Annotated in this window: 21 protein-coding genes (1 of these 21 cut by a window edge); 14 read left to right on the forward strand and 7 right to left on the reverse strand. The window is 71.7% G+C overall.

From position 1 onward, the window contains the following. Positions 1–616: the 5' portion of a hypothetical protein gene (locus tag WME83_RS23805; protein WP_437321563.1), read on the reverse strand. It extends 8 nt beyond the left edge of the window; the window shows 616 of its 624 coding nt (coding positions 1–616); it begins with the start codon at positions 614–616; its stop codon lies beyond the left edge, outside the window. A 528-nt stretch (positions 617–1,144) separates the two neighbouring features. On the opposite strand from WME83_RS23805, the gene WME83_RS23810 reads away from it, so the two are divergent. Beyond that, positions 1,145–2,677 (forward strand): hypothetical protein, encoded by a 1,533-nt coding sequence (locus tag WME83_RS23810; RefSeq protein WP_437321564.1) that lies wholly within the window; start codon positions 1,145–1,147, stop codon positions 2,675–2,677. Between the two features lie 37 nt (positions 2,678–2,714). Here WME83_RS23810 and WME83_RS23815 read toward each other — a convergent pair whose 3' ends face one another. Continuing rightward, positions 2,715–3,146: a hypothetical protein gene (locus WME83_RS23815; protein ID WP_437321565.1), complete on the reverse strand. Its 432-nt coding sequence runs from the start codon at positions 3,144–3,146 to the stop codon at positions 2,715–2,717. A gap of 153 nt (positions 3,147–3,299) precedes the next feature. Between WME83_RS23815 and WME83_RS23820 the strand changes: the two genes are divergently transcribed. Continuing rightward, positions 3,300–3,986, forward strand: coding sequence for a DUF1349 domain-containing protein (locus WME83_RS23820; protein WP_437321566.1), 687 nt, complete (start codon positions 3,300–3,302; stop codon positions 3,984–3,986). Between the two features lie 51 nt (positions 3,987–4,037). On the opposite strand, the gene WME83_RS23825 is transcribed toward WME83_RS23820, so the two are convergent. Then, positions 4,038–4,970 carry a LysR family transcriptional regulator gene (locus WME83_RS23825; protein WP_437321567.1) on the reverse strand — a complete coding sequence of 311 codons (933 nt, stop codon included), beginning with the start codon at positions 4,968–4,970 and terminating at the stop codon, positions 4,038–4,040. Between the two features lie 248 nt (positions 4,971–5,218). Between WME83_RS23825 and WME83_RS23830 the strand changes: the two genes are divergently transcribed. From WME83_RS23830 to WME83_RS23850, 5 genes are all read left to right on the forward strand, one after another. Further along, positions 5,219–6,616 carry an alpha/beta fold hydrolase gene (locus tag WME83_RS23830; RefSeq protein WP_437321568.1) on the forward strand — a complete coding sequence of 466 codons (1,398 nt, stop codon included), beginning with the start codon at positions 5,219–5,221 and terminating at the stop codon, positions 6,614–6,616. A 369-nt stretch (positions 6,617–6,985) separates the two neighbouring features. Further along, entirely contained in the window at positions 6,986–8,218 is a 1,233-nt protein-coding gene (locus WME83_RS23835; protein ID WP_437321569.1) for a ferritin-like domain-containing protein, read from the forward strand. A gap of 159 nt (positions 8,219–8,377) precedes the next feature. Continuing rightward, positions 8,378–8,683: a DUF3817 domain-containing protein gene (locus WME83_RS23840; RefSeq protein ID WP_020736696.1), complete on the forward strand. Its 306-nt coding sequence runs from the start codon at positions 8,378–8,380 to the stop codon at positions 8,681–8,683. Positions 8,684–8,921: 238 nt separating this feature from the next. Further along, entirely contained in the window at positions 8,922–9,524 is a 603-nt protein-coding gene (locus tag WME83_RS23845; protein ID WP_437321570.1) for a hypothetical protein, read from the forward strand. Between the two features lie 267 nt (positions 9,525–9,791). Beyond that, on the forward strand, positions 9,792–10,592 hold the full coding sequence (locus WME83_RS23850) for a GNAT family N-acetyltransferase (RefSeq protein ID WP_437321571.1): 801 nt from the start codon (positions 9,792–9,794) through the stop codon (positions 10,590–10,592). A 37-nt stretch (positions 10,593–10,629) separates the two neighbouring features. Here WME83_RS23850 and WME83_RS23855 read toward each other — a convergent pair whose 3' ends face one another. Together WME83_RS23855 and WME83_RS23860 are read right to left on the reverse strand one after the other, a co-directional pair. Further along, a complete protein-coding gene (locus tag WME83_RS23855) occupies positions 10,630–12,465 on the reverse strand; it encodes a M2 family metallopeptidase (protein ID WP_437321572.1) in 1,836 nt (611 codons plus the stop codon). A gap of 234 nt (positions 12,466–12,699) precedes the next feature. Further along, complete coding sequence (locus WME83_RS23860; protein ID WP_437321573.1) at positions 12,700–14,193, reverse strand: arabinan endo-1,5-alpha-L-arabinosidase; 1,494 nt, start codon at positions 14,191–14,193, stop codon at positions 12,700–12,702. Positions 14,194–14,728: 535 nt separating this feature from the next. Between WME83_RS23860 and WME83_RS23865 the strand changes: the two genes are divergently transcribed. Then, on the forward strand, positions 14,729–15,079 hold the full coding sequence (locus WME83_RS23865) for a hypothetical protein (protein WP_437322034.1): 351 nt from the start codon (positions 14,729–14,731) through the stop codon (positions 15,077–15,079). Positions 15,080–15,182: 103 nt separating this feature from the next. Here the strand turns inward: WME83_RS23865 and WME83_RS23870 are convergent, their stop codons facing one another. Beyond that, on the reverse strand, positions 15,183–16,235 hold the full coding sequence (locus WME83_RS23870; protein ID WP_437321574.1) for an SRPBCC family protein: 1,053 nt from the start codon (positions 16,233–16,235) through the stop codon (positions 15,183–15,185). A gap of 309 nt (positions 16,236–16,544) precedes the next feature. Between WME83_RS23870 and WME83_RS23875 the strand changes: the two genes are divergently transcribed. Beyond that, positions 16,545–17,243 carry a fatty acid desaturase gene (locus tag WME83_RS23875; RefSeq protein WP_437321575.1) on the forward strand — a complete coding sequence of 233 codons (699 nt, stop codon included), beginning with the start codon at positions 16,545–16,547 and terminating at the stop codon, positions 17,241–17,243. 373 nt (positions 17,244–17,616) lie between these two features. After that, the gene (locus WME83_RS23880) at positions 17,617–18,000 is read left to right on the forward strand and encodes a VOC family protein (protein ID WP_437321576.1); all 384 of its coding nucleotides are present in this window, start codon (positions 17,617–17,619) and stop codon (positions 17,998–18,000) included. A gap of 228 nt (positions 18,001–18,228) precedes the next feature. Here the strand turns inward: WME83_RS23880 and WME83_RS23885 are convergent, their stop codons facing one another. Beyond that, the gene (locus WME83_RS23885; RefSeq protein ID WP_437321577.1) at positions 18,229–18,987 is read right to left on the reverse strand and encodes a hypothetical protein; all 759 of its coding nucleotides are present in this window, start codon (positions 18,985–18,987) and stop codon (positions 18,229–18,231) included. 691 nt (positions 18,988–19,678) lie between these two features. On the opposite strand from WME83_RS23885, the gene WME83_RS23890 reads away from it, so the two are divergent. The 4 genes from WME83_RS23890 to WME83_RS23905 are packed head-to-tail and all read left to right on the forward strand — an operon-like array spanning position 19,679 to position 22,629. After that, complete coding sequence (locus tag WME83_RS23890) at positions 19,679–20,422, forward strand: tetratricopeptide repeat protein (RefSeq protein WP_437321578.1); 744 nt, start codon at positions 19,679–19,681, stop codon at positions 20,420–20,422. Beyond that, positions 20,422–21,297, forward strand: coding sequence for a DUF4388 domain-containing protein (locus WME83_RS23895; protein ID WP_437321579.1), 876 nt, complete (start codon positions 20,422–20,424; stop codon positions 21,295–21,297). Before WME83_RS23890 ends, WME83_RS23895 begins: the two co-directional genes overlap by 1 nt. After that, positions 21,294–22,097: a ParA family protein gene (locus WME83_RS23900; protein ID WP_437321580.1), complete on the forward strand. Its 804-nt coding sequence runs from the start codon at positions 21,294–21,296 to the stop codon at positions 22,095–22,097. The genes WME83_RS23895 and WME83_RS23900 overlap by 4 nt, the downstream gene beginning before the upstream one ends. After that, positions 22,069–22,629 (forward strand): hypothetical protein, encoded by a 561-nt coding sequence (locus tag WME83_RS23905; RefSeq protein WP_437321581.1) that lies wholly within the window; start codon positions 22,069–22,071, stop codon positions 22,627–22,629. The genes WME83_RS23900 and WME83_RS23905 overlap by 29 nt, the downstream gene beginning before the upstream one ends. The last annotated feature ends 41 nt before the right edge of the window (positions 22,630–22,670 follow it).

A 22,670-nucleotide genomic window follows, 5' to 3' on the forward strand; every position in this document is an offset into this window, starting at 1 on the left:
GGGCGTCGCGCGCGGCTGCAGCGGGGCGTCGCGCCGCGAGGGCCGACCGGGCCGGCGCCGAGCTCGCGTAGGCGGCGAACGCGTCCGTCCTCGATCCATCGCCGCAGACGATCCGGCGCAGATCATAGACGTGATGGAATACGCCGAAGAACCAGCTCTCGCGCAGCCAGTGACCATCGCTCACCCGGCGCATCGTGAGCCGTGCGAGCTGCTCCGGGACGCGGACCCGCCGGCCGGCCAGGCTGACGAACGGGACGATCTCGCCGAAGGTCCGCTCGGCGTCGAGCCGGAGCTCGTAGACGAGGCGCGCCGCGCGCACCAGCGCGTAGAGCCCGCGCCCCCGGAGATCGGCGTGCCAGCTCCAGACCCGCTCGCCGTAGACATGGATCCGGGTCGTGCTGGTCTCGGCGTCCCAGACCGACCCGCCGAGCGAGACCACCTCGTCGGGGAGCGGGTTCCCATCCATCCAGAAGAGACCCTGGAGCGCCTCCGGGATCCCGCTCGACGGGCCGGCGACGAGCATCTCCCTGTCCACCCGATCCGAGGGTATCTCGATGAGCTCGTACGCAGAGCCCTCGGTCACCCCGACTGGCAACATCACGGGGGCACGCTCCATCTCCGATCGATAGCCCTCGGCGCCGCGCACGCCCGCAGAGCTCGACGCCACGTCGGACGACAGCCGCCGGGACGGTCGACGTCGCCACCAGCCCTGCCGCCCATCACGTCCGTTCGGGCCCGGGACGGACGCGCGGCTCTCGGGCAGGGTGGACAGCGACGTTCTCGAGGGTCGTGGCGGGGACGCGTACGGCCAGGGCGCGAGGACGTCGAGCCCTTCGCGCGGCGCGCCGCGCGCGACGTTCGCAGAGCTCGCATGAGGACGTGACGAGGGCGCGAGAGCTCCTCGGACGAAAGGCCGCCGCGGCCGCGCGACAGGAGCAGGCCCGAGGTGCGCGAGCGCACGCGCCGCCGTCTGGAGCGCAATCGCGCGAGCGCGAAGGAGAACGCAAAGGACGAACGCGCCCACCGACGCAGCTCTCCTGCGCGTGCATCGATTGCGCGACGCGTCCACCTCGCCGCTGGCCTGACCTCTGCAGACATCGGCGACGCGGGTGGCAGAAGGTAGGCGTCACGGGGGGAAGCAGCCATGACAATGCGCATCGGGGCGGTGGCGGTGAGCTCGGCGGTTCTCGCGCTGGGCTGTATGGATCCGGATCGGCAAGAGCCGCTGCGCGACGGCGCGGCCGCTCTCCAGAGCGGCGCGGAGCCGGCAGCGGCGCGCTTCATCGAGGGCGGCTCGGTGCCGTACGTGCTCGGGTTCTCGCCGGAGACCGGGCAGATCCTCGGCGGCTCGCACACGCTCCTCATCCCCCTGAGCGGGACGCGCGAGCCCATGGACGCCGCGAACCTCCCCACGAGCCTGCACCCGGAGCTCCGGGGGACCTACGCGGCGCTGAACTCGACCCTGCTGCAGGGCCAGTCCACGGGCCCCTTCGCCTCGCAGTGGTGGCCCCAGAACAGGAACGGCATCGCCGACCGCTGGAACTCCGTGGTCAAGGACTACGGCGATCTGACGTCGGATCCGGACAACCTCTCGCCGGCGGAGAAGTACGATCTCCTGTTCTACGCGGGGCAGGCGCGGTCGCTGGAGCCGCCCGAGGGCGCCGTCGCCGGCGAGGCCGGCCTGCCGGAGGGCACGCGCGCGGCGCCGCGGGCGACGCGGGTGGCGGGGCCGACGACGTACTGGGAGCTGACGCACCACGGGCTGTACCAGGGCGTGACCCCGGAGTACTGGTGGGGACACTGCAACGGCTGGGCGGCCTACGTGGTCGCGGAGGGCGGCGGCCCGCCGCTGCGCGACATCCGGGTGAAGGTCTCCGGCGGCACGCTGATCGAGTGCGCGGCGGTCGAGCGGGGGTGCATCCTGTTCCGCACGGCGGACATCGAGGCGCTCATGACCGAGGTGTACCACAACGACTCCGCCACCATGTCGGGGCGGCGCTGCGAGACGCGGGAAGACCTCGTCCAGCGCGACGTCTACGGCAGGCCGGTCGATCCGGCGTGCCGCGACCTGAACCCGGGGACGATGCACGTGGCCATGACCGGCCTGCTCGGGCTGGGCGCGAGCTCCATCAGCTCCGCGTCGAGCGGGCGAGCGCAGCGCTCGTTCATCGTCGACTACACGTGGCACCGCGAGGTGTGGAGCTACCCGGTCACCTCGTTCACCATCGACACGATGGCGGAGGTGAGCGCGCAGGAGGCGGCGCGGCTCGTCTGTAACGGCGGGTACCAGGGCGCCGATTGCTACAATTACCTGCTCAACCCGAACGCCAGGCGCTTCGTCCGCGTCGGGGCGCGCTACGGGATGATCTCGGACGAGGTGAGCGCCGCCGACCTCCTCCGGCCGCCCGCGCTGCGCAACGTCCCGATCCTCACCTCGGAGCTCCACTACGTGCTCGAGCTCGACGATCGGCTGACGGTGCTCGGCGGCGAGTGGATCAAGAACCCCGCCTTCGCCAACGGCGTGAACGGCAAGGCCATGCACCCGGACTACCTCTGGATGCCGGTGAGGCCGCAGGGCGCGGGCGAGGACAACGACGATCTTGGCGGCTCCGGAGACAACCCGTACATCGCGTACTCGCGCGCGAGGGCGCTGCTCGATCTGTCGCGGCGGCGGTGATCGCCGCCCGGCGAGCCGCGATCCCGCGCCCCTCTCGTCAGTTCGCGCCCGCCCCCTCGGCGCCGCCCGCCGCTTCCCCGGCCCCTGACGCCTCGCCCGTCGCTTGTCGCGGCCCGGCGTGCCCTGCTCCCGGATCGACCGGACCAGGCACGACGCCGCGGTCGGGCTCCCCGAGGACGCAGGCCTCCTTCCCCTCCACCACCTTGCAGCGGCGATCGGCAGGGCACTTCCCGCCGCACGGCAACCGCACGCACAGCCCCGTCGCAGGATCGCACGCCGTCCCGGTCTCACAGACGGCGTAGCAGGTGTCGTACAGCTTGCGGTTCACGGCCGCCGCCCCGGCCGCGGCGGCGAGCACCGCCGCGGCGTCCGCATAGGAGCCGCCCGCCGACGAAGAGGAGCCGCCCCCCGCCGAGGTCACGGGCCGCACCCCCACCAGGAACTCGGGTGGACCGCGCTTCGCCCTCAAGCAACCGGCCAGGCTTACAGCCATACAGCAGGACACCAGAAGGGCGGTAATTCGCATGGGCCTGAGATCCTGCATACACATCGAAACGATTCGACGACAAGACAGGAACGGACTCCGGTACTATGGTCGTCATGAAGGGGGGAGGCATACAAGGTGAGTGAGCCTGTACACCTAGCGCCGTTGCCGACGCCGCTCCGCTGGGAGGTACCGCCCAGGAGCTGGAGCACCGGCAAGGCATCGAGCCTGACCGTCACGGCGGGCGGCAAGACCGACCTGTTCCTCGATCCGGAGCGCACCACCGGCCTCCTGAACGCGCCGCGCCTGCTCGGGACGCCGCACGGGGACTTCCTCGCCAGCGCGCGGGTGACGGTGGGATTCGCGGCGGCGCACGACGCGGGCGTGCTGCTGCTCTGGGCGCACGAGCGCGCGTGGGCCAAGCTCTGCTTCGAGCTGTCGCCCGAGCGGGTGCCGACGGTCGCCTCCGTGGTGACCCGCGGCCTGTCGGACGATCGAAGATCCTTCGAGGTGGACGGCGACCACGTCTGGCTCCGCGTCTCTCGGCTCGGGCGCCTGTGCGCGTTCCACGCCTCCACCGACGGGGCGAGCTGGCACCTGCTCCGCAGCTTCTCGCTCAGCAGCACGACCGAGCTCGCCGTCGGTTTCTCGGCCCAGTCGCCCACGGGCGACGGCTGCACCGCCGTCTTCGACGACATCCGCTTCACGCCGCGCCGGCTCGGCGATCTGCGCAGCGGAGACGCCGAGAGCGACGCGGCGCTGGCGCGCGCAGGTCAGATGGCGCCGCGGACCGGCATCGCCTCGTCGCTCACGTACGCGTCGTAAGGGGCGCGCCTCACGGAGGCCCGCGCGGCGTCGTGCGGCCGTCTCCCGCGCTCAGGACGCCGCCCTCGCGAGCTGGTCGCGCAGCCAGCGCTGCGCCGGATCGTGGTGCGTGCGCTCGTGCCAGATCATCGCGAACGAGAAGCCGGCCAGCTCGAGGGGCGGCGGCAGCACCGCGAGCCCGAGCGGCGCCGCGGTGGCGTCGGCGATGCGGGCGCCCAGGGTGGCCATGAGGTCGGTGGCCGCGACGACGTGCGGCGCGACCAGGAAGTGCGAGACCGTCGCGGCGACGCGCCGGCTGCGCCCGAGCGCCGCCAGCGCGTCGTCGACCAGGCTGCCCGGCGTGCCGCGCGGCGCCACGAGGAGGTGCGAGAGCGCGCAGTAGCGGTCGAGGGTGAGAGATCTGCGCGCCGCCGGATGGCCGCGCCGCACCACGCAACGGAAGCGCTCGTCGAAGAGCGGGCGGAGGTAGAGGCCCTCGGGCCAGCCGCGGCGAGGAGGGCCGATCACGACGTCGACGGCGCCCGACGAGAGCTGCGCGACCACCCCCTCCAGGGTCAGCGCGAGCGGCAGCATCCACACGTCGACGCCCGGCGCCTCCCGGGCCAGGAGCGACAGCAGCGGCGGCAGCAGCACGAGCTCCGCGTAGTCGCCGGTGGCGACCCGGAAGGTGCGCCGCGCCGCTCCGGGATCGAAGCGCGCCTCGCCGCGGATCGCGCTGGCCAGGCCGCGCAGCGCGTCGCGCAGGCCGGGCGCCAGGGCCTCGGCGCGCGGGGTGGGCAGCATCGCGCCGCGCGTCCCGCGCACCAGCAGCGGATCGCCGAGCGCGCGGCGCAGCCGGCCGAGCGCGTGGCTGCACGCCGGCTGGGTCATGCCGAGGCGCGCGGCGGCGCGGGTGACGTGGCGCTCGGCGAGCAGCGCGTCGAGCACCACCAGCAGGTTGAGGTCCAGGGCGGAGAGCTCACGCGCATCATGTCCATCCTGCATGGTTCAGATGAATACCATGTATTGGAGACATGACGTTCCCGGGCACATGATGGGCTCGTCGGCGCGGCGGTCCCTGGCCGGCTGAGCCGGCCCAGCGCCGAGAGCTCCGCGGCGATCGCGCGATGTTCTGCGGCGAGCGGCAAGGCTCGCCCGGCCGGCGTGTGCCTCGCGTCCGCCGCGGCCACGGCCACCTCGACCCACGGGAGGAAACGATGAAGAGCGAAACAAGAGCGACTCTGACCGACACGATGACGAGGAGATGGACCGGCGCGGAGGTGCTGCGCGTCCTTTGGGCCGGGCTGGCCGCGGCGGTCTGCGTCGTCCTGCTGGCCACCATGGCCGTCCTGGCGGTACCGCATGCGCGCGGCATCGCCTTCTTCCCCGCGCTCCGGTACGCGGTCGTCACCCCCGCGTGCGCCCTCGTCGCGGTGGCCGCGGCGTTCCTCTACCGCGCCGTCGCCGAGCGCTCCGCGCGGCCGCGCTCCATCCTGGCGGCGAGCCTCGCCGGGCTCGCGGCGAGCGTCCTCGTGGGGATGATCCTGGCGGGCCCGCGCGGCCTCGCCGCCGCCGCGCTCCCCGCCGTGGCCTGCGCCGCGGTCGCGCTGGCCCTGCTCGTCCCTCGCCTCGTCGAGCGGCCGCGCTCCTCGCGCGCCGCCGTGGCCGCGGTCGCGATCCTCGGCGCGATCGAGCTCGTCGGCGTCGCGGGCGCGCTCTCGAGCGAACGCGCCGCGCCGCGCGGTCCGCAAGGCATGGCCTTCGAGATCCCGCGCGCGATGTTCGACGTCGACCACAGGTTCGTCGAGCTCCCGAGCGGAGCGCGCGTCCATTACGTGGACGAGGGTCAGGGCGAGACGCTCCTCTTCCTGCACGGCAACCCGGCGTGGTCGTTCCAGTGGCGCGAGCTCATTCACGGGCTCCGGGGCTCGTACCGGTGCGTCGCGCTCGACTACCCGGGCTTCGGCCTGTCCGAGGCGCCCGCCGGGTTCGGCTTCACGCCGGGCGAGGAGAGCCGCGTCGTCGAGGAGCTCGTCGATCGGCTCGGCCTCCGCGACGTGACCCTGGTCATGCAGGACTGGGGCGGCCCCATCGGGCTCGGGTTCGCCGGGCGCCGGCCCGAGCTCGTGCGCCGCGTCGTCCTCGGGAGCACGTGGGCCTGGCCGACCAGCGCGAGCACGCCGCGCGGCAAGTTCTCGAGGATCGTCGGCGGGCCGATCGGCGAGTTCGCGCAGGTGAACTTCAACGGGTTCGCCGCGCTGGGGATCGACAACGGGATCGTGCGGGAGCTGCCCGCCGAGGTCGCCGACGTCTATCTCCGGCCGTTTCTCCCGCTCGATCGCCGCGGCATCGCGGCCTTCTATCCGGGGCAAATCACGGCCGCGACCGAGTACTTCGCGGAGGTCGAGGCGGGCCTGCCCCGGCTCGCGGACCGGAAGGCGCTCATCTTCTGGGCGCTCAAGGACGTGGGGTTTCCGCGCAGCGATCTCGCCCGCTTCGAGGCCGCCTTCCCGGACCACAAGACGATCGAGCTCCCCGACGCGGATCACTTCTTCTTCGAGGACGCCGCGGAGGTGATGATCGCGGAGATCCGCGCGTTCGTCCCTGCGGGCCCGGCCGCGCGGACGACCGCGCTCGGCGACGTTCGCTGACGACCTGGCAGACGACGCCGCTCGTCGAGCGGCCTTCCAGCGACGTTCGGCGGGCAGCGCGCCCGACGAGCCCGTGTCGTCATGTGAAGACCGCCTTCCCCCCCAACGACGAGATGAAGGGCGGGGAAGAAGGCGTGAACTCACAGCAACGTTATCGAGGAGCGTCCGTTACGGGACATGACGCGCCCTCGTCTCGCGCCCCTCCCGGCGATACGCGACGACTTTGTCCCCCCGCGCCGCCAAGGATGCCAAGGAGACAATGTCCTCGTCGAGGAGGCACCGCATCCTCGGCCCCCATCATCGATAGCTCTGAGATATAAGGAGGGGTCCGACGCCGATCGACGGCACGTCGCAAGGAGGCACAGCGCCATGAACAGAGAGCTGCGCGCGCGCATCATGCATATCGTGGGAGCCGGCGTGTTCACCGGCCTGTCGCTGGCGCTCGGCTGCCAGGACGGCGCCGACGGCGGCGCGGAGACCGCAGGCGGGACCGGCGGCGCGGGAGGCGCCGGCGGCGCGGGCGAGCAGGGCGGCGCCGGCGGTCAGGGCGGCGCCAGCGGACAAGGCGGCTCCGGCGGACAGGGCGAGGTCGGTGAGACGAGGTGCTTCCCGCCGGAGGAGGTCCGCGCCGACGCCGGCGCTGGCGGGGCCGGCGGCGCGGGGGGAAGCGCCGCGACGTGCCCGAGCCAGTACCACCCGAACCCCGTGTCCTGCGTGGTCTACGAGCATGGCCGGCTGGAGGACGGCCAGTGCTGCTACGACACCAACAACCTCGGCGTCGGCGCCTGCGGCCGCCCCTTCTTCGTGGGCGGCGAGCCGCGCCTCGCGGGCGTCGAGGCGCGGACCGACTGGGTGCTCGCCGCCGCGCCGGACGAGCCGCTCGCGCTCGACCCCGCGACGCGCGCCGCCCTCGCCGAAGCGTGGCTCGCCGACGCGCGCCTCGAGCACGCGTCCGTGGCGTCCTTCGCGCGCTTCGCCCTCGATCTGCTCGCCCTCGGCGCGCCGCCCGCCCTGCTCGACGCCGCGCAGCGCGCCCTCTCGGACGAGCTGCACCACGCCCGGGCCTGCTTCACCCTCGCGAGCCGCTACGCCGGCCGGTCGCTCGGCCCGGGGAGGCTCGCGCTGGACGGCGCGCTCGACGCGCCCACGCTCGCCAGCGCCGCGGCCAGCGCGGTGCGCGAGGGCTGCGTGGGCGAGACGCTCGCCGCGCTCCAGGCCGGCGCGCAGCGGAGCCTGGCCCGCGACCCCGAGGTGCGCCGCGCCCTCGACAGGATCGCCGCCGACGAGGCCGCCCACGCCGAGCTCGCGTGGGCCTTCGTGCGCTGGGCCGTCGCGCGGGGCGGCGAGCCGGTGCGCGCCGCCGTGGCCCGCGCCTTCGACGAGGCGCTCGCCGGCGTGCGCGCGGCCCGGGGCCCGGAGCGCGCCGGGATCGACGCCGCCGCGTGGCACGACCACGGCCGGCTCACCGAGGCGGAGCGGGCGCGCTGCCACCTCGACGCCGTGCGCGAGGTCATCGCGCCGTGCGCAGAGGCGCTCTTGTCCGCGCCGCCCGTGATGCCCGCGGCCCCCGCGGGCATCGCCGGCCTGGACGCCCCGGCGTAGCTCGGCCGCACCGACGCTCGGCCGCCGCCGGCCCGGACGCCCCGGCGTAGCCTCGCCCCTGGATTCCGCGCCCGGCCGCGCCTACGTCGAGACGCGAGCACTGCGCCGGTGCCCGAGAAGAATTCCACGAGCCCCTGCCCCCTGCCCTACCTTCCCGTCATGACCGCGCTCCGCCAGCTCCGCCTCATCGCGATCCTCGAAGGCCTGTCGTACCTCCTTCTGCTCTTCATCGCGATGCCGCTCAAGTACCTCGCCGGCCAGCCGCTCGCCGTTCGCGTCGTCGGCAGCGCCCACGGCCTCCTCTTCGTGCTGTTCCTCGCCGCGCTCGCCCACGCCGCCGTCCGGCGCCGGTGGTCGCTCGGGCGTTCGCTGCTCGCCTTCGTGTCGTCGATCGTCCCCTTCGGGACGTTCGTCTTCGATCGCTCGCTGCGGCGCGAGATCGAGGCGACCCTGCCGTCGCCCTAGGCCAGGCGGCCACGGAGACGGCGCGATCCCGGGATCGCGGGCCCGCCCCGCCGCACCGGGCAGCGCGGTCTCGCAAAAAAAATCAATAAATTCTCATACTTAAGAGAATATAAAAAAGATTGAGAGGCGTGTCGATCCTGCATCAGCCCGTTCGTCGTGACGATAGAACCAGGGCGCATCCGGTCGGGGACGGCCGGACGGCCTGCTTCTAACCCAAGGAGACACGACGATGCGATCCATGAACACCGCGGAACCGGCGACGAACGAGGCGAGGACGGGCGCGCAGCAACCGGATCACGCGACACGGTCCGATCGCTGGACGAGAAGAGGCCGCGCGGTCATGAGGCGCATCTCGATGGCGGCGTGCCTGTTCGTCGCTGCGTGCGGTGGCACGGACGACGGCGGCGCGGGCGGCGGCGGCGGCGCGGACGGCGCGGGCGGCGGCGAGCCCGATGAGGTCGCGTGGAAGGACATGACCTTCGAGGAGCGCACCACGTACATGACCACCGTCGTCATGCCCCGGATGAAGGAGGTCTTCGTCGCGTACGACGCGAAGTACGAGACCTTCGACTGCACGACGTGCCACGGGGACGACGCGGTCGAGCGCGCCTACGCGATGCCGAGCCCGGCGATCGCCCCGCTCCCGGCCAGCGAGGAAGGGTTCCTCGAGTGGGTGGGGGATCCGGAGCACCCGGAGCGCCAGGAATGGACCGATTTCATGTTCAACGAGGTCGTACCCGCGATGGCCGACCTGCTCCAGGTCCCCAGGTTCGACCCGACGACGATGACGGGCGAGTTCTCGTGCAACAACTGCCACACGCTCGAAGAAATCGAGCCGTGAAGCGGCCCGAGGCGTGAGCGAGCCACGGCGGATCCCGGCGATCTCGCTGCGCGCGATCTCTCCCGGTCTGCGCCCTTGCGTGTGCGCGCCGTGGTGCGGCGCCGCCCCCTCTCAGAGTTCCTACCGGACAGGCCACCTCATCTCCTCCGACGGAGCGCCCCGCCGCGACCGGCGGCTCGGCACGATCGCTCCGCACGCAGCGCGACAGCGGCAGCCCGATCCCCGGACGCCCGGTTCCGGCTACTCTCCGCTTCGAGGAGGTTTCGCATGCCCGACCCGATCGAGATCGAAGAGTCCAACGCTCAGTTCCTGGCCGCCTGGATCTATTTCAGCCAGGGCCTCCCGGGCCATCGGATCGAGCACACCGACGGCGTCACCGTCGTCCTCTCGGGCACGGACATGGTCCTGCTCAACATGGCCACGCTCTCCTCGCCGGCCACCGACCTCCAGGATCTCGAGCGCCGGGCGCGCGGGGCCGTCGAGCTCGCCCGGGCGGGCGGCGTGCCGTGGCTCTTCGCGCTGTCCGACAGCTGGTCGCCCGGCGGCGACGGGGGCGCGACCGCCGAGCTCCTCGGCCGGCTCGGCTTCAAGCCGGCCGTGTCCCTCCTGGGCATGGTGGCCGACGCGATCACCCCGCCGCGGCGCGCACCTTCCGGCCTCGATCTCCGGCGCGTGGCCGACGCCGAGACGCGCACCGCCATCGCGGACCTCAACGCCGCGGCCTACAGCGTCCCGATCCCCGCGGGGCGCGCCTCCGTGGCCCACGAGGCGATGTGGGGCGACCGGGCGTTCGGCCGCGTCGGCTACGTGGGCGAAACGCCCGTGTGCTCCGCGGCGACGTTCATCGTGGAGGGAATCCGCTACGTGGGCTTCGTCGTCACCGCGCCCGAGCACCGGCGCAAAGGGTACGCCGAGGCGGTGATGCGCGGCTGCCTCGACGACGCGCTGAGCGGAACAGGGATCCAGAGGACCGTCCTCCACGCGACGGACATGGGGCGGCCCGTGTACGAAGGGATGGGCTACCGCGCGGTCACGCGCTTCGCCTTCTACACGCCGCCGCAGGCCTGAAGCCCGGGCGGCGCGCGCGTCCCGCGCCCGCCGCAGCCTACCATCCGCACGTCCTGCCGCGGTTCTGCCGATCGAGCCAGCCCCTGAGCGGCGCGAAGTAATCGAGCATCGCCGCCGCATCCATCCGCCGCGATCCGGTCACGGCCTCGAGCGCCTCCGGCCACGGCCGGCTCCGCCCCATCTCCATCATCCGCCGGAGCCGCTCGCCGGCCTGCTCGCTGCCGTAGATCGTGCAGCGATGGAGCGGCCCCTTGTGCCCCGCCTCCTCGCAGAGCGCGCGGTGGAGCTGGAACTGGAGGATATGCGCGAAGAAATACCGGATGTACGGGACGCTCGCCGCCACATGGTATTTCGCGCCGGGATCGAAGTCCGCCTCGGAGCGGGGCACCGGCGGCGTCACGCCCTGGTATCTCCTCCGGAGATCCCACCAGGCCTTGTTGTACTCCGCCGGCGGGATGTCCCCGGAGAAGACCCCCCAGCGCCACCGGTCGACGAGGACCGCGAACGGCAGGAAAGCCACCTTGGCGAGGGCGTCGCGGAGGAGGAGCGAGACATCGCTCGACGGCGGGGGCAGCTCGTCCACGAGCCCGATCCGCTGGAGGTACGCCGGCGTGACCGACAGCCCGATGGTGTCACCGAGGGCCTCGTGGAACGCCGGGTTCGGGCTGTCGCGGTACAGCCACGGGAGGTGGTTATACGCCCTCTGATAGAAGGTGTGGCCGAGCTCGTGGTGGATCGTCTGGAAGTCGTCCGCCGTGATGTCGATGCACATCTTGATGCGCACATCCTCCTCGTCGTCGATGTTCCACGCGCTCGCGTGGCAGACGACGTCGCGATCCGCCGGCTTGACGAAGAGCGATCGCTCCCAGAAGGTGGCCGGGAGCGGCTCGAACCCGAGCGAGACGAAGAAGCGCTCGCCCGTCTTCACCATCTCGATCGGCGTGAACCCCTTCGCGCGGAGCGCCGCGTCGAGATCGTAGATGGGCGCGACGCCCTCGGGCGCGACGAGATCGTGGATGTTGCTCCAGTCCTGGGCCCACATATCGCCGAGCAGATCGGCCCGGATCGGGCGCGCGCCGGGCACGACGTCCTCGCCGTAGCGCGCGGCGAGGCGGCCGCGCACGTAGCAGTGGAGGGCGTCGTAGAGCGGCTTGACCTGCCCGAAGAGGCGGTCGACCTCCCGGGGCAGCGCCTCTAGCGGCATCTCGTATTTCGCGCGCCAGGCGTCGCCGGTGTCCTTGAATCCGAGCTCGCGGGCGCCCTCGTTCGCCAGCGCCGCGAGCCGGGTGAAGTCGCCGCGCATCGGCGCGGAGACCGTGCGCCAGCCGACCCACGCTCGCTTGAGCTCCTCGGGATCGCGGCTCTTGGCGATGATCCTGCTGAGCTCCTGGAGATCGAGGCACTGGCCGGCCGAGGGGCAGTATTTGCCCGCGCCGTACGTGGCCTCGAGCCTCGACGCGATGGTCGCGAGCTCCTGCGTCTTCGCCGGATCGGCGGGCGCGTAGAGGGTGAGCGAGGTGCGCAGGAGATCGAGCCGCCGGCGGACGTCGTAGGGCAGCTCGAGGTCGCGGTAGCGGGCCGCGCGCTCGGCGTAGTCGGTCTGCGCGCCGAGCAGCTTCGCGCTCGCCGCGGCCGCGAGGACCTGCGTATCGGCCGTGATGTACGTCGACGCGACCCAGGCGGCCCGGTTGTTCTGGGTGCTGAGCTCGTGGAGCTCCGATTCCGCTTGTTCGATGAATCTCTGGGCCTCCTCCGCCGCAGGCTGTGCGCCGGGCCGCGGCCGCGGCGGAGGGGTGGGATCGGAGCAGGCCGCCGTGAGCGCGAGCGCGCCGCACGGCAAGGCGACGACCAACACCGGAACCATGCGCACCATTTCCCGCCGCTCCTCGATCGCGGGCAGCTCCGGCGTGCAAGGGTCCCTCCACCCCGGACGCGCAGAGGGCGCGGGGTGCGCTTCGGCGCCGCGATCCTGGTGGGCCTCTAAGGCCGCTCGGCCGCTCGAGCAATCCTCGGGGGTGCCGCCTCGCGAAGGGCTGACATGCGGCAAACTCCGCGCCTTTCACGCCGTCACGTCAGCCTGGAGGACGCCCCCTCGCCGCGACATCGCTCAAGGTCCGCCGGAGATGGGCCAGCCGGCGCTGTCCCAGGCGAGCTCGGAGACGCGGAGCTTGGGTGCGCCGTTCGCGCTGGCGTCGTAGGCGTGGAAGATGTTGTACGCGGCTTTGCCGTTGAACAGGACCGCGTTGTGGCCCGGGCCGCGCCAGCGCTCGTTGCCTTGCAGGACGAGGCTGCCGCCGCCGTTCAGCATCGGCGTGCCGTTCTTGTCGACGTACGGGCCGAGCACGTTCTCGGAGCGGCCGACCCGGATGTTGTAGGTGCTGTCGGTGCCGCTGCAGCACCTGTCGAAGGAGACGAAGAGATAGTAATAGCCGCAGCGCCGGACCACGAAGGGCGCCTCGATCGCGCCGCCGCCGCGCGAGGCGAGCGCGTGAACCTCCGCGCCCACCCGGGCGCCGCTCTGGTCGAGCTGGACGGCGCGGATGCCGTCCCAGAAGCTGCCGAACACGAGCCACGGCGTGGCCGCCTGATCGACGATGACGTTGGGATCGATGGCGTTGTAGCGATCCCCGCGGCGCGAGCAGATCACCGAGCCGTGATCGGTCCAGCTGCCGGACGCCATGGAGTCCCGGGTGGCGTGGCCGATGCACGAGCTCTGGCTCCCGAACGTGGAGGCCGAGTAATAGAGGTGGACCTTGCCGCCGAAGCGCGAGAGATCCGGCGCCCACAGGTCGGTCGCGCCCGGGACGTCCCGCGCGACCCAGGCAGGGTTCGTCGCGCCGAAGGCGCTCGGGGCGCCGCTCCAGTCGATGAGGTTGTTGGACCGCTTGCCGGGGAGCCGTGGGCCGGTCTGCTGAAGATAAAAGGTGCCATCCTGGACGAGGATGGCGGGGTCGTGGGTGCCGAGATTGCCGGTGACGTTGAGCGACGCCGGCGGGTCGCTCGGGTCGTACACGCCGACATCGCAGCGATCCTCTGCGGAGCCGCTGCCGCCGGGCTGCTGCCCTCCGCCGCCCGTGCCGCCGCTGCCCGATGAGCCGCCGCCTGCGGGCACGAGCTCGACATAGTCGACTTTGAGGTCGTAACCCGACGCGGCGGCGTTCCTGCCGGTGCATTGCAGCGTGAACTCGACGGCGCCGGAGAGCGACGCATCGCCGAGCGTCGTCGTCGTCCAGCTGTCGCCCGTGGTGCCGGTATAGGCGTCGAAGGTCGCCACCGAGGCGCCGTTCGCCTTCAGGGCGTACTGGCCGTACACGTTCCGCTTCGCGTGGCGGAGGACGATCGTGTACCTGCCGGCCGCGATCGGCGTGGAGAACCTGAAGGTATCGCCGATCTGGTTGGCGCGGAGCTTCACGTTCTGCGCGTTGTCCTCGATCCGGTCGCCGGGGGAGGTCGACCAGGACTGGTCCTCGGCCTCGATCTTGATGACGCTCAGCGCATCGCTGAGAGAGCCCACGTCCACAGGGGCGTCCTCTGTCGCGACGCAGCCGGCAAGGCCGAACGACAGCATCGCCGCCAGCGTATGTGTAAAGTTGAATCTCATAAGCTCGTTCCTCGCGGATTACCTGAGATGTGCAGGTCCCACCCTTCATCCTGAGAACGGCGAGAGGGACGCACCGTCCCTGGGCGACGCTCGCGCTGGGGCTCGACGCCCGGGTCTCCTCGGATGGGCAGCGCTGAGCGACTGCAGCGATGCCGTCGTCAGGGTGGTGTCGACGCGAGGGCAGAACCAATCACCGGTCTCGACGAGCGACGGTGTGTTCGCCCATGAGCAGACGATTGCAATGTCATGCTTCGCTGGAGCGGTGACGGGCGCGCCGCTCGCAGGCTGCCCAGCCCGGGTCGGATCGGCCCCCCTCCCCAACCCGGGTCGGGTCGGCCGCCCAGGGTCGTCGAAAAAATCGTCACCGCCGATGTCGAGGACGCGTCGGCGGCTCCGACGTCTCCGTGTAGCGCCGAGGACGGCGTTCCATCACGCGGACGAGGACCCCATGAACACCAGCGAAACTCTTCAAGCAACGCTCACCATCACGACCGATTCCGCCCCGGCTAGAACCACGCTCCGCAGCGTCGGCGCGGTGCTCTGCGGTCTCCTCTCGACGGCCATCCTCACCACCGCCGTCGACATGGCGTTGCACGCATCCGGCGTCTTCCCGCCGCACGGCGAACGGATGGCCGACCTGCTGTTCGTGCTCGCGCTCGCCTACCGCATCCCGCTGAACGCCGCCGGCTGCTACGTCGCGGCCAGGCTCGCTCCGGCTCATCCGATGCGTCACGCGCTCGCCCTCGGCTTCGTCGGCCTCGGTCTTGCTACCGTGGGCGCCGTCGTGATGTGGGAGCACGGCCCCGCCTGGTACTCGCTCGCGAACATCGCGATCGCGCTGCCGTGCGCCTGGGTCGGCGCGCGGCTGCGAGGCGCTCGCTCCTGACCAAGGCGCCCACCAGACCTGCGCCACCCCGCGGCCACCCCGACCTCGACTGGGTCGCTCAACCTGAGTCGGACGGCGCCATCCCTGAGAGCCCGCGAGCGCGTCACCCGGCCGGCTCGCCTCCGTAGCCGAGAACGTGCACCGGCTTCCTCCCGCGCGCCCCCGCGACCCGCGACGCCGCCTCGGGGAAATACCGCTCTGCCAGCCGCCGGAAGCTCCGCTCCGTCGCGCGCTGAAACAGCGGGCGAAACACCGCCCGATCGAACCACCGCCCGAGCGCCCCCCAGCGCACCTCGTACGTATACGACGTCGAGAACTCCACGACCCCGTCTCCCACGGCCCGGTAAAGCCAGAGCCCGACCCCGCGGCGGATCAGCGACCGAGGATCCTCCGACCAGAACTCGAACGTCGACTGCCGACAAGGCCGGTGCAGCTTGTATCGCCCGCCGCCACGGATCGTCACCCCGAGCAAATCCTTCTCGTAACGCATCGCCGTCCCGGTCTGGACGACCTCCCCGAGCATGACGATCCGGCTGAAGCGATGATCCCAGCTCGGATGGAGCTTGTGATCCTGCGTGAGCTCCCAGAGCCGCTCGACGGTGGTGCGGAGCCGGACCCGGACGTGGATCGGCGCCGGTCGCGGCAGGCGCTGCTCGACGAGCGCTAGCCCCTCGATCACCGCGACGAGCGCAGCCCCCGCGCCCATGAGCCCGAGCGTCCCGCGGAGCCAGCCGGGGACGTCCGCCGGCGCGTAGACGATCGCCGAAGGCTGGTGCCGCCATGCCATCGAGTCCAGCGCGATCGCGTGCAGGTAGGCGCCGACGAGCACGCTGAGGACGATGTGCATCGAGTACTCCCCGGCGGGCAGCCCTCCCTGGCTGCGCCGCGACGCCGGCTCGACGGCGATATCGGCCATCGCCACACCGATGTCGGCCACGAAGAGCGCCACGAAGACCGCGTAGAACGCGCCGTGAAACTGGACGTTGGGCACGAGCGCGAGCTGAAGCGCATAGATGAATCCGCGCGCCACATGGATCCATACCTCGGCCCGCGACTCGGCGCGCTCCCCGAGACGGCACCGGTGCCAGTGAAAGTAGGCAATATCGAACGCGCCGATGAGGCAGACGACAGCAAGCAAAAATGACGCGGTGACCATGGTGCACCCATCCCTGGACCCAAACGACCCGAACGAGCGAGATCGCCCGTCCCGGCCACCGCTCGTGCAAGCCGCTCACCAGCCTCTGAAACCCCCACCGCGCGCCGCCCCATCGCGCGCGCCTCGGCCCCTCGCTGTCCACGCGCCCTCGTGGCTGTCCACGCCGTGGACACCCGGGTTGCCGCCCGCGTGGACACCGGAGGTCGCGCCGCGCGCGCGGCGTCCGCCGAGCGCGCCGCCGCGGCCCGCGCCCGCCCGCGCCGCGCCGGCCCGCGCTCCCTGGCACGGCGATCGCACCCGGAGGGCGGCATGCAACCTCGCCTCGGCGACCTCGCCTTGCACATCGCCCGTATCAGCCTCTGCGCCTCCGGCGTCGCCCTCGCCGCGCGCCTCGAGAGCGCGACGCTCGCGGCGGCCTTCGAGGGCGCGCTCTTCTTCGCCTCCTTCGCCCTGATGCACGACGTCGCCCACGGCGCGCTCCGCCTGCCGCGCAAGGCGAACGAGCTCGCCCTCACCCTGTCGGCCGCGCTCATGCTCATGAGCGGCCACGCCCTGCGGCTGCTGCACCTGCGCCACCACGCTCGCCCCCTCGCGCCCGACGACGCCGAGGGCGCCCCCGCGCGACTGCCCCTCTCGCGCGCGCTCCTCGGCGCCCCTCTCAGCGCCCTTGACCTCCGCGTCGAGGCGTTCCGCGCCGCCGGCCCCTCGGGCCGCCGCTGCCAGCTCGCCGAGACCGCGCTCAACCTCGCCTCGCTCGCCCTCCTGCTCGCCTCGCGGCGGCCGGCGCTCCTCGCCGTCGCGGCCACCGCGACGTGCCTCCAGCTCACCATGGCCGTGTGGGCCGCGCACATCCCGCACAACGCCCCGCCCTGGATGCTGGCCGCCGCGCGCCGGCTCGCCTTCACCCGCTCGCCGATCGCGCTGAGCCTCGGCTACCACGAGCGCCACCACCGCATTCCCAACCTCCCCTGCAGCCGCCTCGCCCTCCCCTCCCTCGACCGCGAGTGAGGCCATCGCCCGGGCAAACCCTCCTCGATTCCGCTCGAGCGCCGCGGGCTCCCGGCGCCGCGCGGACAGGTGACCGCGACGATACGGCGGTGAGGAGTTCACGTGACCGACGAGCGGAGGAGAACAGCAAAGACGGGCTGGCGCGCCGGTCGGCGCGCCCCGGCCGGCGAGGTTGCTCACGTGGACCCACCGTGGCAGGCTCGCCCTGTTCCCGGGCGAGCACGCGCGGCGGGCCTCGTGCAGCGGCTCGCCCGGCGGGGCTCGGCTGGATGGAGGGTACAGAGATGAACGACACCAGGCCGAGGCGTGAAATGACGGCGTCGACCGGGCGGCCACGAGGCCCGCTCGGGCGCCGCGGAAGGGGGACGCGCGCATGACCGTCCGGCTGAACCACACCATCGTCGCCGCGAAGGACAAGAAGGTGTCCGCCACCTTCATGACGGAGATCCTGGGCCTCCCCGCCCCGGAGCCGTTCGGACATTTCCTCACGGTGCGGCTCGACAACGACGTCACGCTCGACTTCATCGACACCCCTGACGAGATCCACCCCCAGCACTACGCGTTCCTGGTCAGCGAGGCCGAGTTCGACGAGATCTTCGGCCGGATCCGCGAGCGGAAGCTGCCGTACTGGGCCGATCCCAGAGCGCAGCACCCCGGCGAGATCAACCATCACGACGGCGGACGCGGCGTGTACTTCCCCGACCCCGCCGGGCACTTCCTCGAGATCATCACCCGCCCTTACGGCAGCGGCGGCTGATCCCGGCGCGCCGCCCGCCCCGCGGGCCGGCGCCGATCGCGCCGGAGCTCCGAACGGCGGCGCTCGACGTCGACGTTCGTCGGACAGCGCTCACCGCCATGGGTGTACGAGGGCGTCAGCGCCATGCGCAGCGTCTTGTGCAGAGAGCGCGGCGCGTGGCGAGCGCGATGGAATGGGGTTCGTGGAGGGGGCCGCGAAGGCGAAGCTGGAGCGCTCAACCGCGCGGATTCACGCGGCGAGGATCGACGAGCGGGTCATGATCTGGCTCACGCCGTCCGTCTCGGGGTCGGACATCGGAATGGCCGCCGGGTGGGCGATGGCATAGCGCAGGAGCTCGTGCGTCCACGGCTCGAAGAGCGCGAACACCTCGTCCGCGAGCGCCTTGTAGCGCGCGCGCGTCTCCGCGTCGAGGGGGATGCCCGCGAGCGCGGCGTGATCGGCGTCGACCGTGTGGCCCGACTCGCGCTCGAAATGGAACGGGCCGCAGTAGCGCAGCTGCGTTCCGAGCCGCTTCTCCAGCGCCTCCGCCAGGGGAAGCATCGCGCTGAAGAGGACGTTGCCAGTCTCCTCGATCGCTTCGATGATGACCAGCCGCTCGAGGCCCGTCGTGCCCTTGATGAGCTCGGTAAGCCGCGCGGTGAGGATCCGATTCTCGATCGTCTCCTCGCCCCAGAGGAAGTGCATCAGGTCCGAGCTCCGCGCCTCGACGTCGTAGCCCAGCTTCGTCAAATCCTCCAAGTACCACGGCCAGTGATGGTCGTCCTCGCGGGTGTGGACGTTCACCATTTCCTGGTATGCGTCCGCCGCGGGCTCCTGCCTCAGCACGAATTTGTTCAGATCACCGAAGCTCATGATGAAGTAAGCCATGCACGGATAGAAAGCGAGCCGCTCGCTGGGATCGAGCCGCTCATCGCGCATCCGCTCGAACAGGGGTAGACGAGCGTATGCCTGCTTCTTCTGGAAGATGTGCCGCAAGACCTGCCGCATAAGCGATCTCCTTTCGGCTGGTGGTGTCAGTTGATCGAACGATCCCTCTGTTTGCGTAAGCCAAGCGTCGTATGCGCTTCGTGAGGCAACAAGACAAGACCACGGCGTACCCCCAATGGACGCTGCGGCTGGATCTCACCTTGGTTGAAATCCTGCACGCCCCCCCCTCGCTGCATTCCGAGCTTGATTTTTGGAATTTCCCACGAACCACCTCAGACGTTACGCAACGTTGGGGGGTGCTTCCACTCGGTGAACCCACTCTAGCGCAAGTTCCGCGTAAGCTGCATCCAGTATCTTCAGGGATCTCCATCGAAATCGAGCTCGGCAACCGGGTGGGCAGATGGGCGCCGATGTGCGACACCTATTCCTCTTATGGTGATTGCTCGACGATTTATTCGGCAGGTATCCGAGGGCGCCGGCGGGCCGACCCGCCACGCATTAAAGAAACTGGCAGAGTCGTCGCGGGACGTGTCTCCAGGGCCTCCACATGGGCCCATGTCGCAGCACCCATGTTCTCGGAGTGGGGCTCTGGCTGGTCCCACACGCTCGCACCTGAACGACGGCGATCCCAGTGTGGACAGCGCCGCCGGGGCGGCGGCCGCGGAGGCGCTACCAAACCGCTTGAAGGTCGGCGGCCCGGGCATGTAGCTTGCCGAGTTGTGCCGTGAAAGACCAACACGAATCGGCCTGGATGATGGAACCCGAAAGCCGCGAGGTCCCCAAGAGCACACCCGTGCGGGCGGAGGTCGTGCGGCTGGTCCGTGAGAAGCGCTACGAGGAGGCGCTGGCGGTGCTGTACCGCGCGCGCGCGGAGGCGCCCGAAGATCGCGAGCTGCAGACCAGCATCGAGCGGATCAAAGAGTTCCTCGCCGGCGCCTACGCCAAGCGGCTCGGCGGCCTCGATCAGGTGGCGGGGCCCATCCCGGTGTCGGCGGGTCGCTCGCCCGACGCGCTCCTGGTGGCGCGGTACATCGATGGCTCGTCGACGTTCGACGACATCGTGCAAATGTGCCCGCTCGGGCGGCTCCGCACGCTGCAGGTGCTCGTCGGCCTCTACACGGGGCGGGAGGTGGCGTCGCCGTTCAGCGAGAAGACGCCGCAGTCCTGGCGCCGGCAGATGGACACGCTGCCGTCCGCGGTCAGCGTGGATCCGGCGCCGCCGACGATGCCGGAGCGCGGGCTGCAGCGGCGAGCGCCGGAGCCGGCCCCCACCAGCGCGCCGTTCACGCCGCCCAGCGCGCCGTTCACGCCGCGGGTCTACGAGACGGAGGAGGATCGGCGCTACCGCGAGGCGTTCGCCCGCGGCACCGCCGCGTTCGTGCAGCGCCGCTATGACGAGGCGATCGAGGCCTTCGAGGCCTGCGCGCGCATGCGCCCAGGCGACACGGCGTCGTCGGTCATGCTGCGCCGAGCGCGGCGCGACCTCGGAGGCTGATGCCGATCGTCGTGGTCGCGGATCCCGATCTGCGCGAACGCATGCGGTGCATTCGCGTCATCGCGGGGCAGACGCCGGTGAGCGCCATCGGCGCCGCCACCTGGGAGGAGCTGGAGCAGGCGCTCGAGGTCGCCGAGAGCGCGGAGCTCATCATCTACGCGCCGTCGCTCCCGGGCGGGCCGGAGGACGCCGTCGCGCAGCTGCTCCGCCGCACGGCGCGCCTGGTGCTCGCCGTGAACGAGGGCGTGGAGGTCCCGGGGGCGATGAACGTCACGCGCGTGACGTGGCCCATCGCCGAGGAGACGCTCGTCCTCATGGGGCACGCCGCGGGCGCGCAGTCGGCGCCGATCGGGATGAACTTCGTGCCCGTCGACTTCTTGCAGATGATCTGCATGTCCGGCGACTCGCACGTCCTCGTGGTCAGCAACGAGAGCGGCGACGTGGGCCTCATCGAGGTGCGGCGCGGCCAGGTGTGGACGGCGTTCGACGGGCTCGGCGTGGGCGAGGAGGCGTTCGCGCGGCTCATCCGGCCGGAGATGCGCGTGCGCGTCAACCCGACCGTCAGCTCGACGAAGGAGCGCACCATCTTCAAGGATCTCGCGGAGCTCGTGCTCGACTCGCTCCGCCGGATCGACGAGGGCTGCGTGGAGATGCCGCCGCCGATCTCCTCGAGGCGGATCGAGGTCGCGCTCTTCTCGCCCGAGCAGCGCGCGGCCCGCGTCAAGCAGCTCAACGCCGACGCGCGGCGCCTCTTGATGGAACGCAGCTACAGCGAGGCGGCCCGCGTCCTCACCGACCTCTCCACCCTCGACCCCGCATCCAGTCTCGTGCGCGCTAACTTGGAACAGCTACGCAAGCTCGGATACCCCAAATGACCCGATCCATCGCATTCGCCAGCCTGAAGGGCGGAGTCGGAAAGACCACCGTGGCGCTCAACTGCGCCTTCGCCTTCGCGCGCCGAGGCGCGCGGACCCTCCTCGTCGACACGGATCTGCAGGGCGCCATCGGCATGTCGCTCGACGGCGTCAGCGACCGCCCTGGCCTCGCCGCGAGCCTCGCGCGCGGCGGCCCCCCGCTCGAGGGGCTCGTCAAGACGCGGCTCCCGGAGCTCTGTCTCCTGCCCATGGGCCCCGTCGACGCGCTCGACGAGGATCGCTTCTCCATCAACGCGCGCGAGGCCAACCTCGTCGGGCGCATCCTGGAGCAGAGCCAGCGCGACTTCGACCTGATCCTCTTCGACACGCCGGCCGGGCTCGGCGGGATGTCGCGCATCGCGCTCGAAGAGGTGGACAACGTCATCGCCGTGGCGCAGTGCGAGCCGCTCGCGCTGCGGGCCCTGCCCCGGCTGCTCGAGCTCCTGGCGCGGCTCCGCGACATCGGCTCCGCCTGCTCGCTGCTCGGCGTGGTCGGCACCATGAGCTCGTTCCGCGATCCGGTGATGTTGGCCTCGCTGGAGGAGCTGTGGTCGCTCTACCGCGACCAGGTCTTCGACACGGCGGTCCCGCGCGACAGCACGTTCCTCCAGGCGAGCCGCGCGGGCGTGCCGCTCGGCCTGCTCAGCCGCCGCCCGCCGGCGGTCTCCGCGGTGTTCGACAAGCTGGTGGCCGAGATCGAGGAGCGCCTTGGCACCACGGCAGGAGGCGAGGATGACGGTCCGATCCGTCTCGTGGACTGACGCGCAGCGGGTGAGCTCGCTGCTCGCGCGGGTGTCAGCGACGCCCGCGCGCGAGCCCGCGGCGCTCGTGAGCGCCATGGGGTCGTCGCGCGCCGGCGCGCCGGCGAAGGCGGCGCCCGCGCCGGCGAAGGCGGCGCCCAAGGCGCCGAAGGAGGTGCCGCGCCTCGTGCAGACCTCCGACAACCCGGCCGACCGGCTCGACGCGCTCGTCGCCTGGACGCTCGCCCACCACGCGTGCGCTGGCGCCTTCGTCGCCGACGACAACGGCCTCACGCTGGCGGCGCACGGCATCTCGGAGGCGCACGTGTCCCTCGTGGGCCCGCTGCTCTCGGCGCTGGTCGGCGTCCGCACCGTCCCTGGCGTCGACGCCACGGCGGGCGCGCTCTGGCTGGGCGCGCAGATGATGTCCTGGGTCGAGACGCGCACGGCGCGCGGCGGCTTCTGTCTCGGGACCGTGGGCGACGAGGCTCTCTCCACGCGGGCGCTCGAGCAGCTGAAGGAGGCGCTCGAGACGACCGTGCGCGGGCTGTGATACATCCGGATTTTCAATGCGGGCGCGCGCGCCCAGGAGCG

This window comes from Sorangium sp. So ce385 (genome assembly GCF_051474135.1).
In the GTDB taxonomy this organism is placed as follows: domain Bacteria; phylum Myxococcota_A; class Polyangia; order Polyangiales; family Polyangiaceae; genus Sorangium; species Sorangium cellulosum_D.

Excerpts from the sequence above, each read along its gene's own strand:
- WME83_RS23810 (WP_437321564.1), top strand. The coding sequence starts at position 1,145 with ATGACAATGCGCATCGGGGCGGTGGCGGTGAGCTCGGCGGTTCTCGCG.
- WME83_RS23825 (WP_437321567.1), bottom strand. The coding sequence starts at position 4,970 with ATGCAGGATGGACATGATGCGCGTGAGCTCTCCGCCCTGGACCTCAAC.
- WME83_RS23830 (WP_437321568.1), top strand. The coding sequence starts at position 5,219 with ATGACGAGGAGATGGACCGGCGCGGAGGTGCTGCGCGTCCTTTGGGCC.
- WME83_RS23835 (WP_437321569.1), top strand. The coding sequence starts at position 6,986 with ATGAACAGAGAGCTGCGCGCGCGCATCATGCATATCGTGGGAGCCGGC.
- WME83_RS23840 (WP_020736696.1), top strand. The coding sequence starts at position 8,378 with ATGACCGCGCTCCGCCAGCTCCGCCTCATCGCGATCCTCGAAGGCCTG.
- WME83_RS23845 (WP_437321570.1), top strand. The coding sequence starts at position 8,922 with ATGAACACCGCGGAACCGGCGACGAACGAGGCGAGGACGGGCGCGCAG.
- WME83_RS23850 (WP_437321571.1), top strand. The coding sequence starts at position 9,792 with ATGCCCGACCCGATCGAGATCGAAGAGTCCAACGCTCAGTTCCTGGCC.
- WME83_RS23855 (WP_437321572.1), bottom strand. The coding sequence starts at position 12,465 with ATGGTGCGCATGGTTCCGGTGTTGGTCGTCGCCTTGCCGTGCGGCGCG.
- WME83_RS23860 (WP_437321573.1), bottom strand. The coding sequence starts at position 14,193 with ATGAGATTCAACTTTACACATACGCTGGCGGCGATGCTGTCGTTCGGC.
- WME83_RS23870 (WP_437321574.1), bottom strand. The coding sequence starts at position 16,235 with ATGGTCACCGCGTCATTTTTGCTTGCTGTCGTCTGCCTCATCGGCGCG.
- WME83_RS23875 (WP_437321575.1), top strand. The coding sequence starts at position 16,545 with ATGCAACCTCGCCTCGGCGACCTCGCCTTGCACATCGCCCGTATCAGC.
- WME83_RS23880 (WP_437321576.1), top strand. The coding sequence starts at position 17,617 with ATGACCGTCCGGCTGAACCACACCATCGTCGCCGCGAAGGACAAGAAG.
- WME83_RS23885 (WP_437321577.1), bottom strand. The coding sequence starts at position 18,987 with ATGCGGCAGGTCTTGCGGCACATCTTCCAGAAGAAGCAGGCATACGCT.
- WME83_RS23890 (WP_437321578.1), top strand. The coding sequence starts at position 19,679 with ATGATGGAACCCGAAAGCCGCGAGGTCCCCAAGAGCACACCCGTGCGG.
- WME83_RS23895 (WP_437321579.1), top strand. The coding sequence starts at position 20,422 with ATGCCGATCGTCGTGGTCGCGGATCCCGATCTGCGCGAACGCATGCGG.
- WME83_RS23900 (WP_437321580.1), top strand. The coding sequence starts at position 21,294 with ATGACCCGATCCATCGCATTCGCCAGCCTGAAGGGCGGAGTCGGAAAG.
- WME83_RS23905 (WP_437321581.1), top strand. The coding sequence starts at position 22,069 with ATGACGGTCCGATCCGTCTCGTGGACTGACGCGCAGCGGGTGAGCTCG.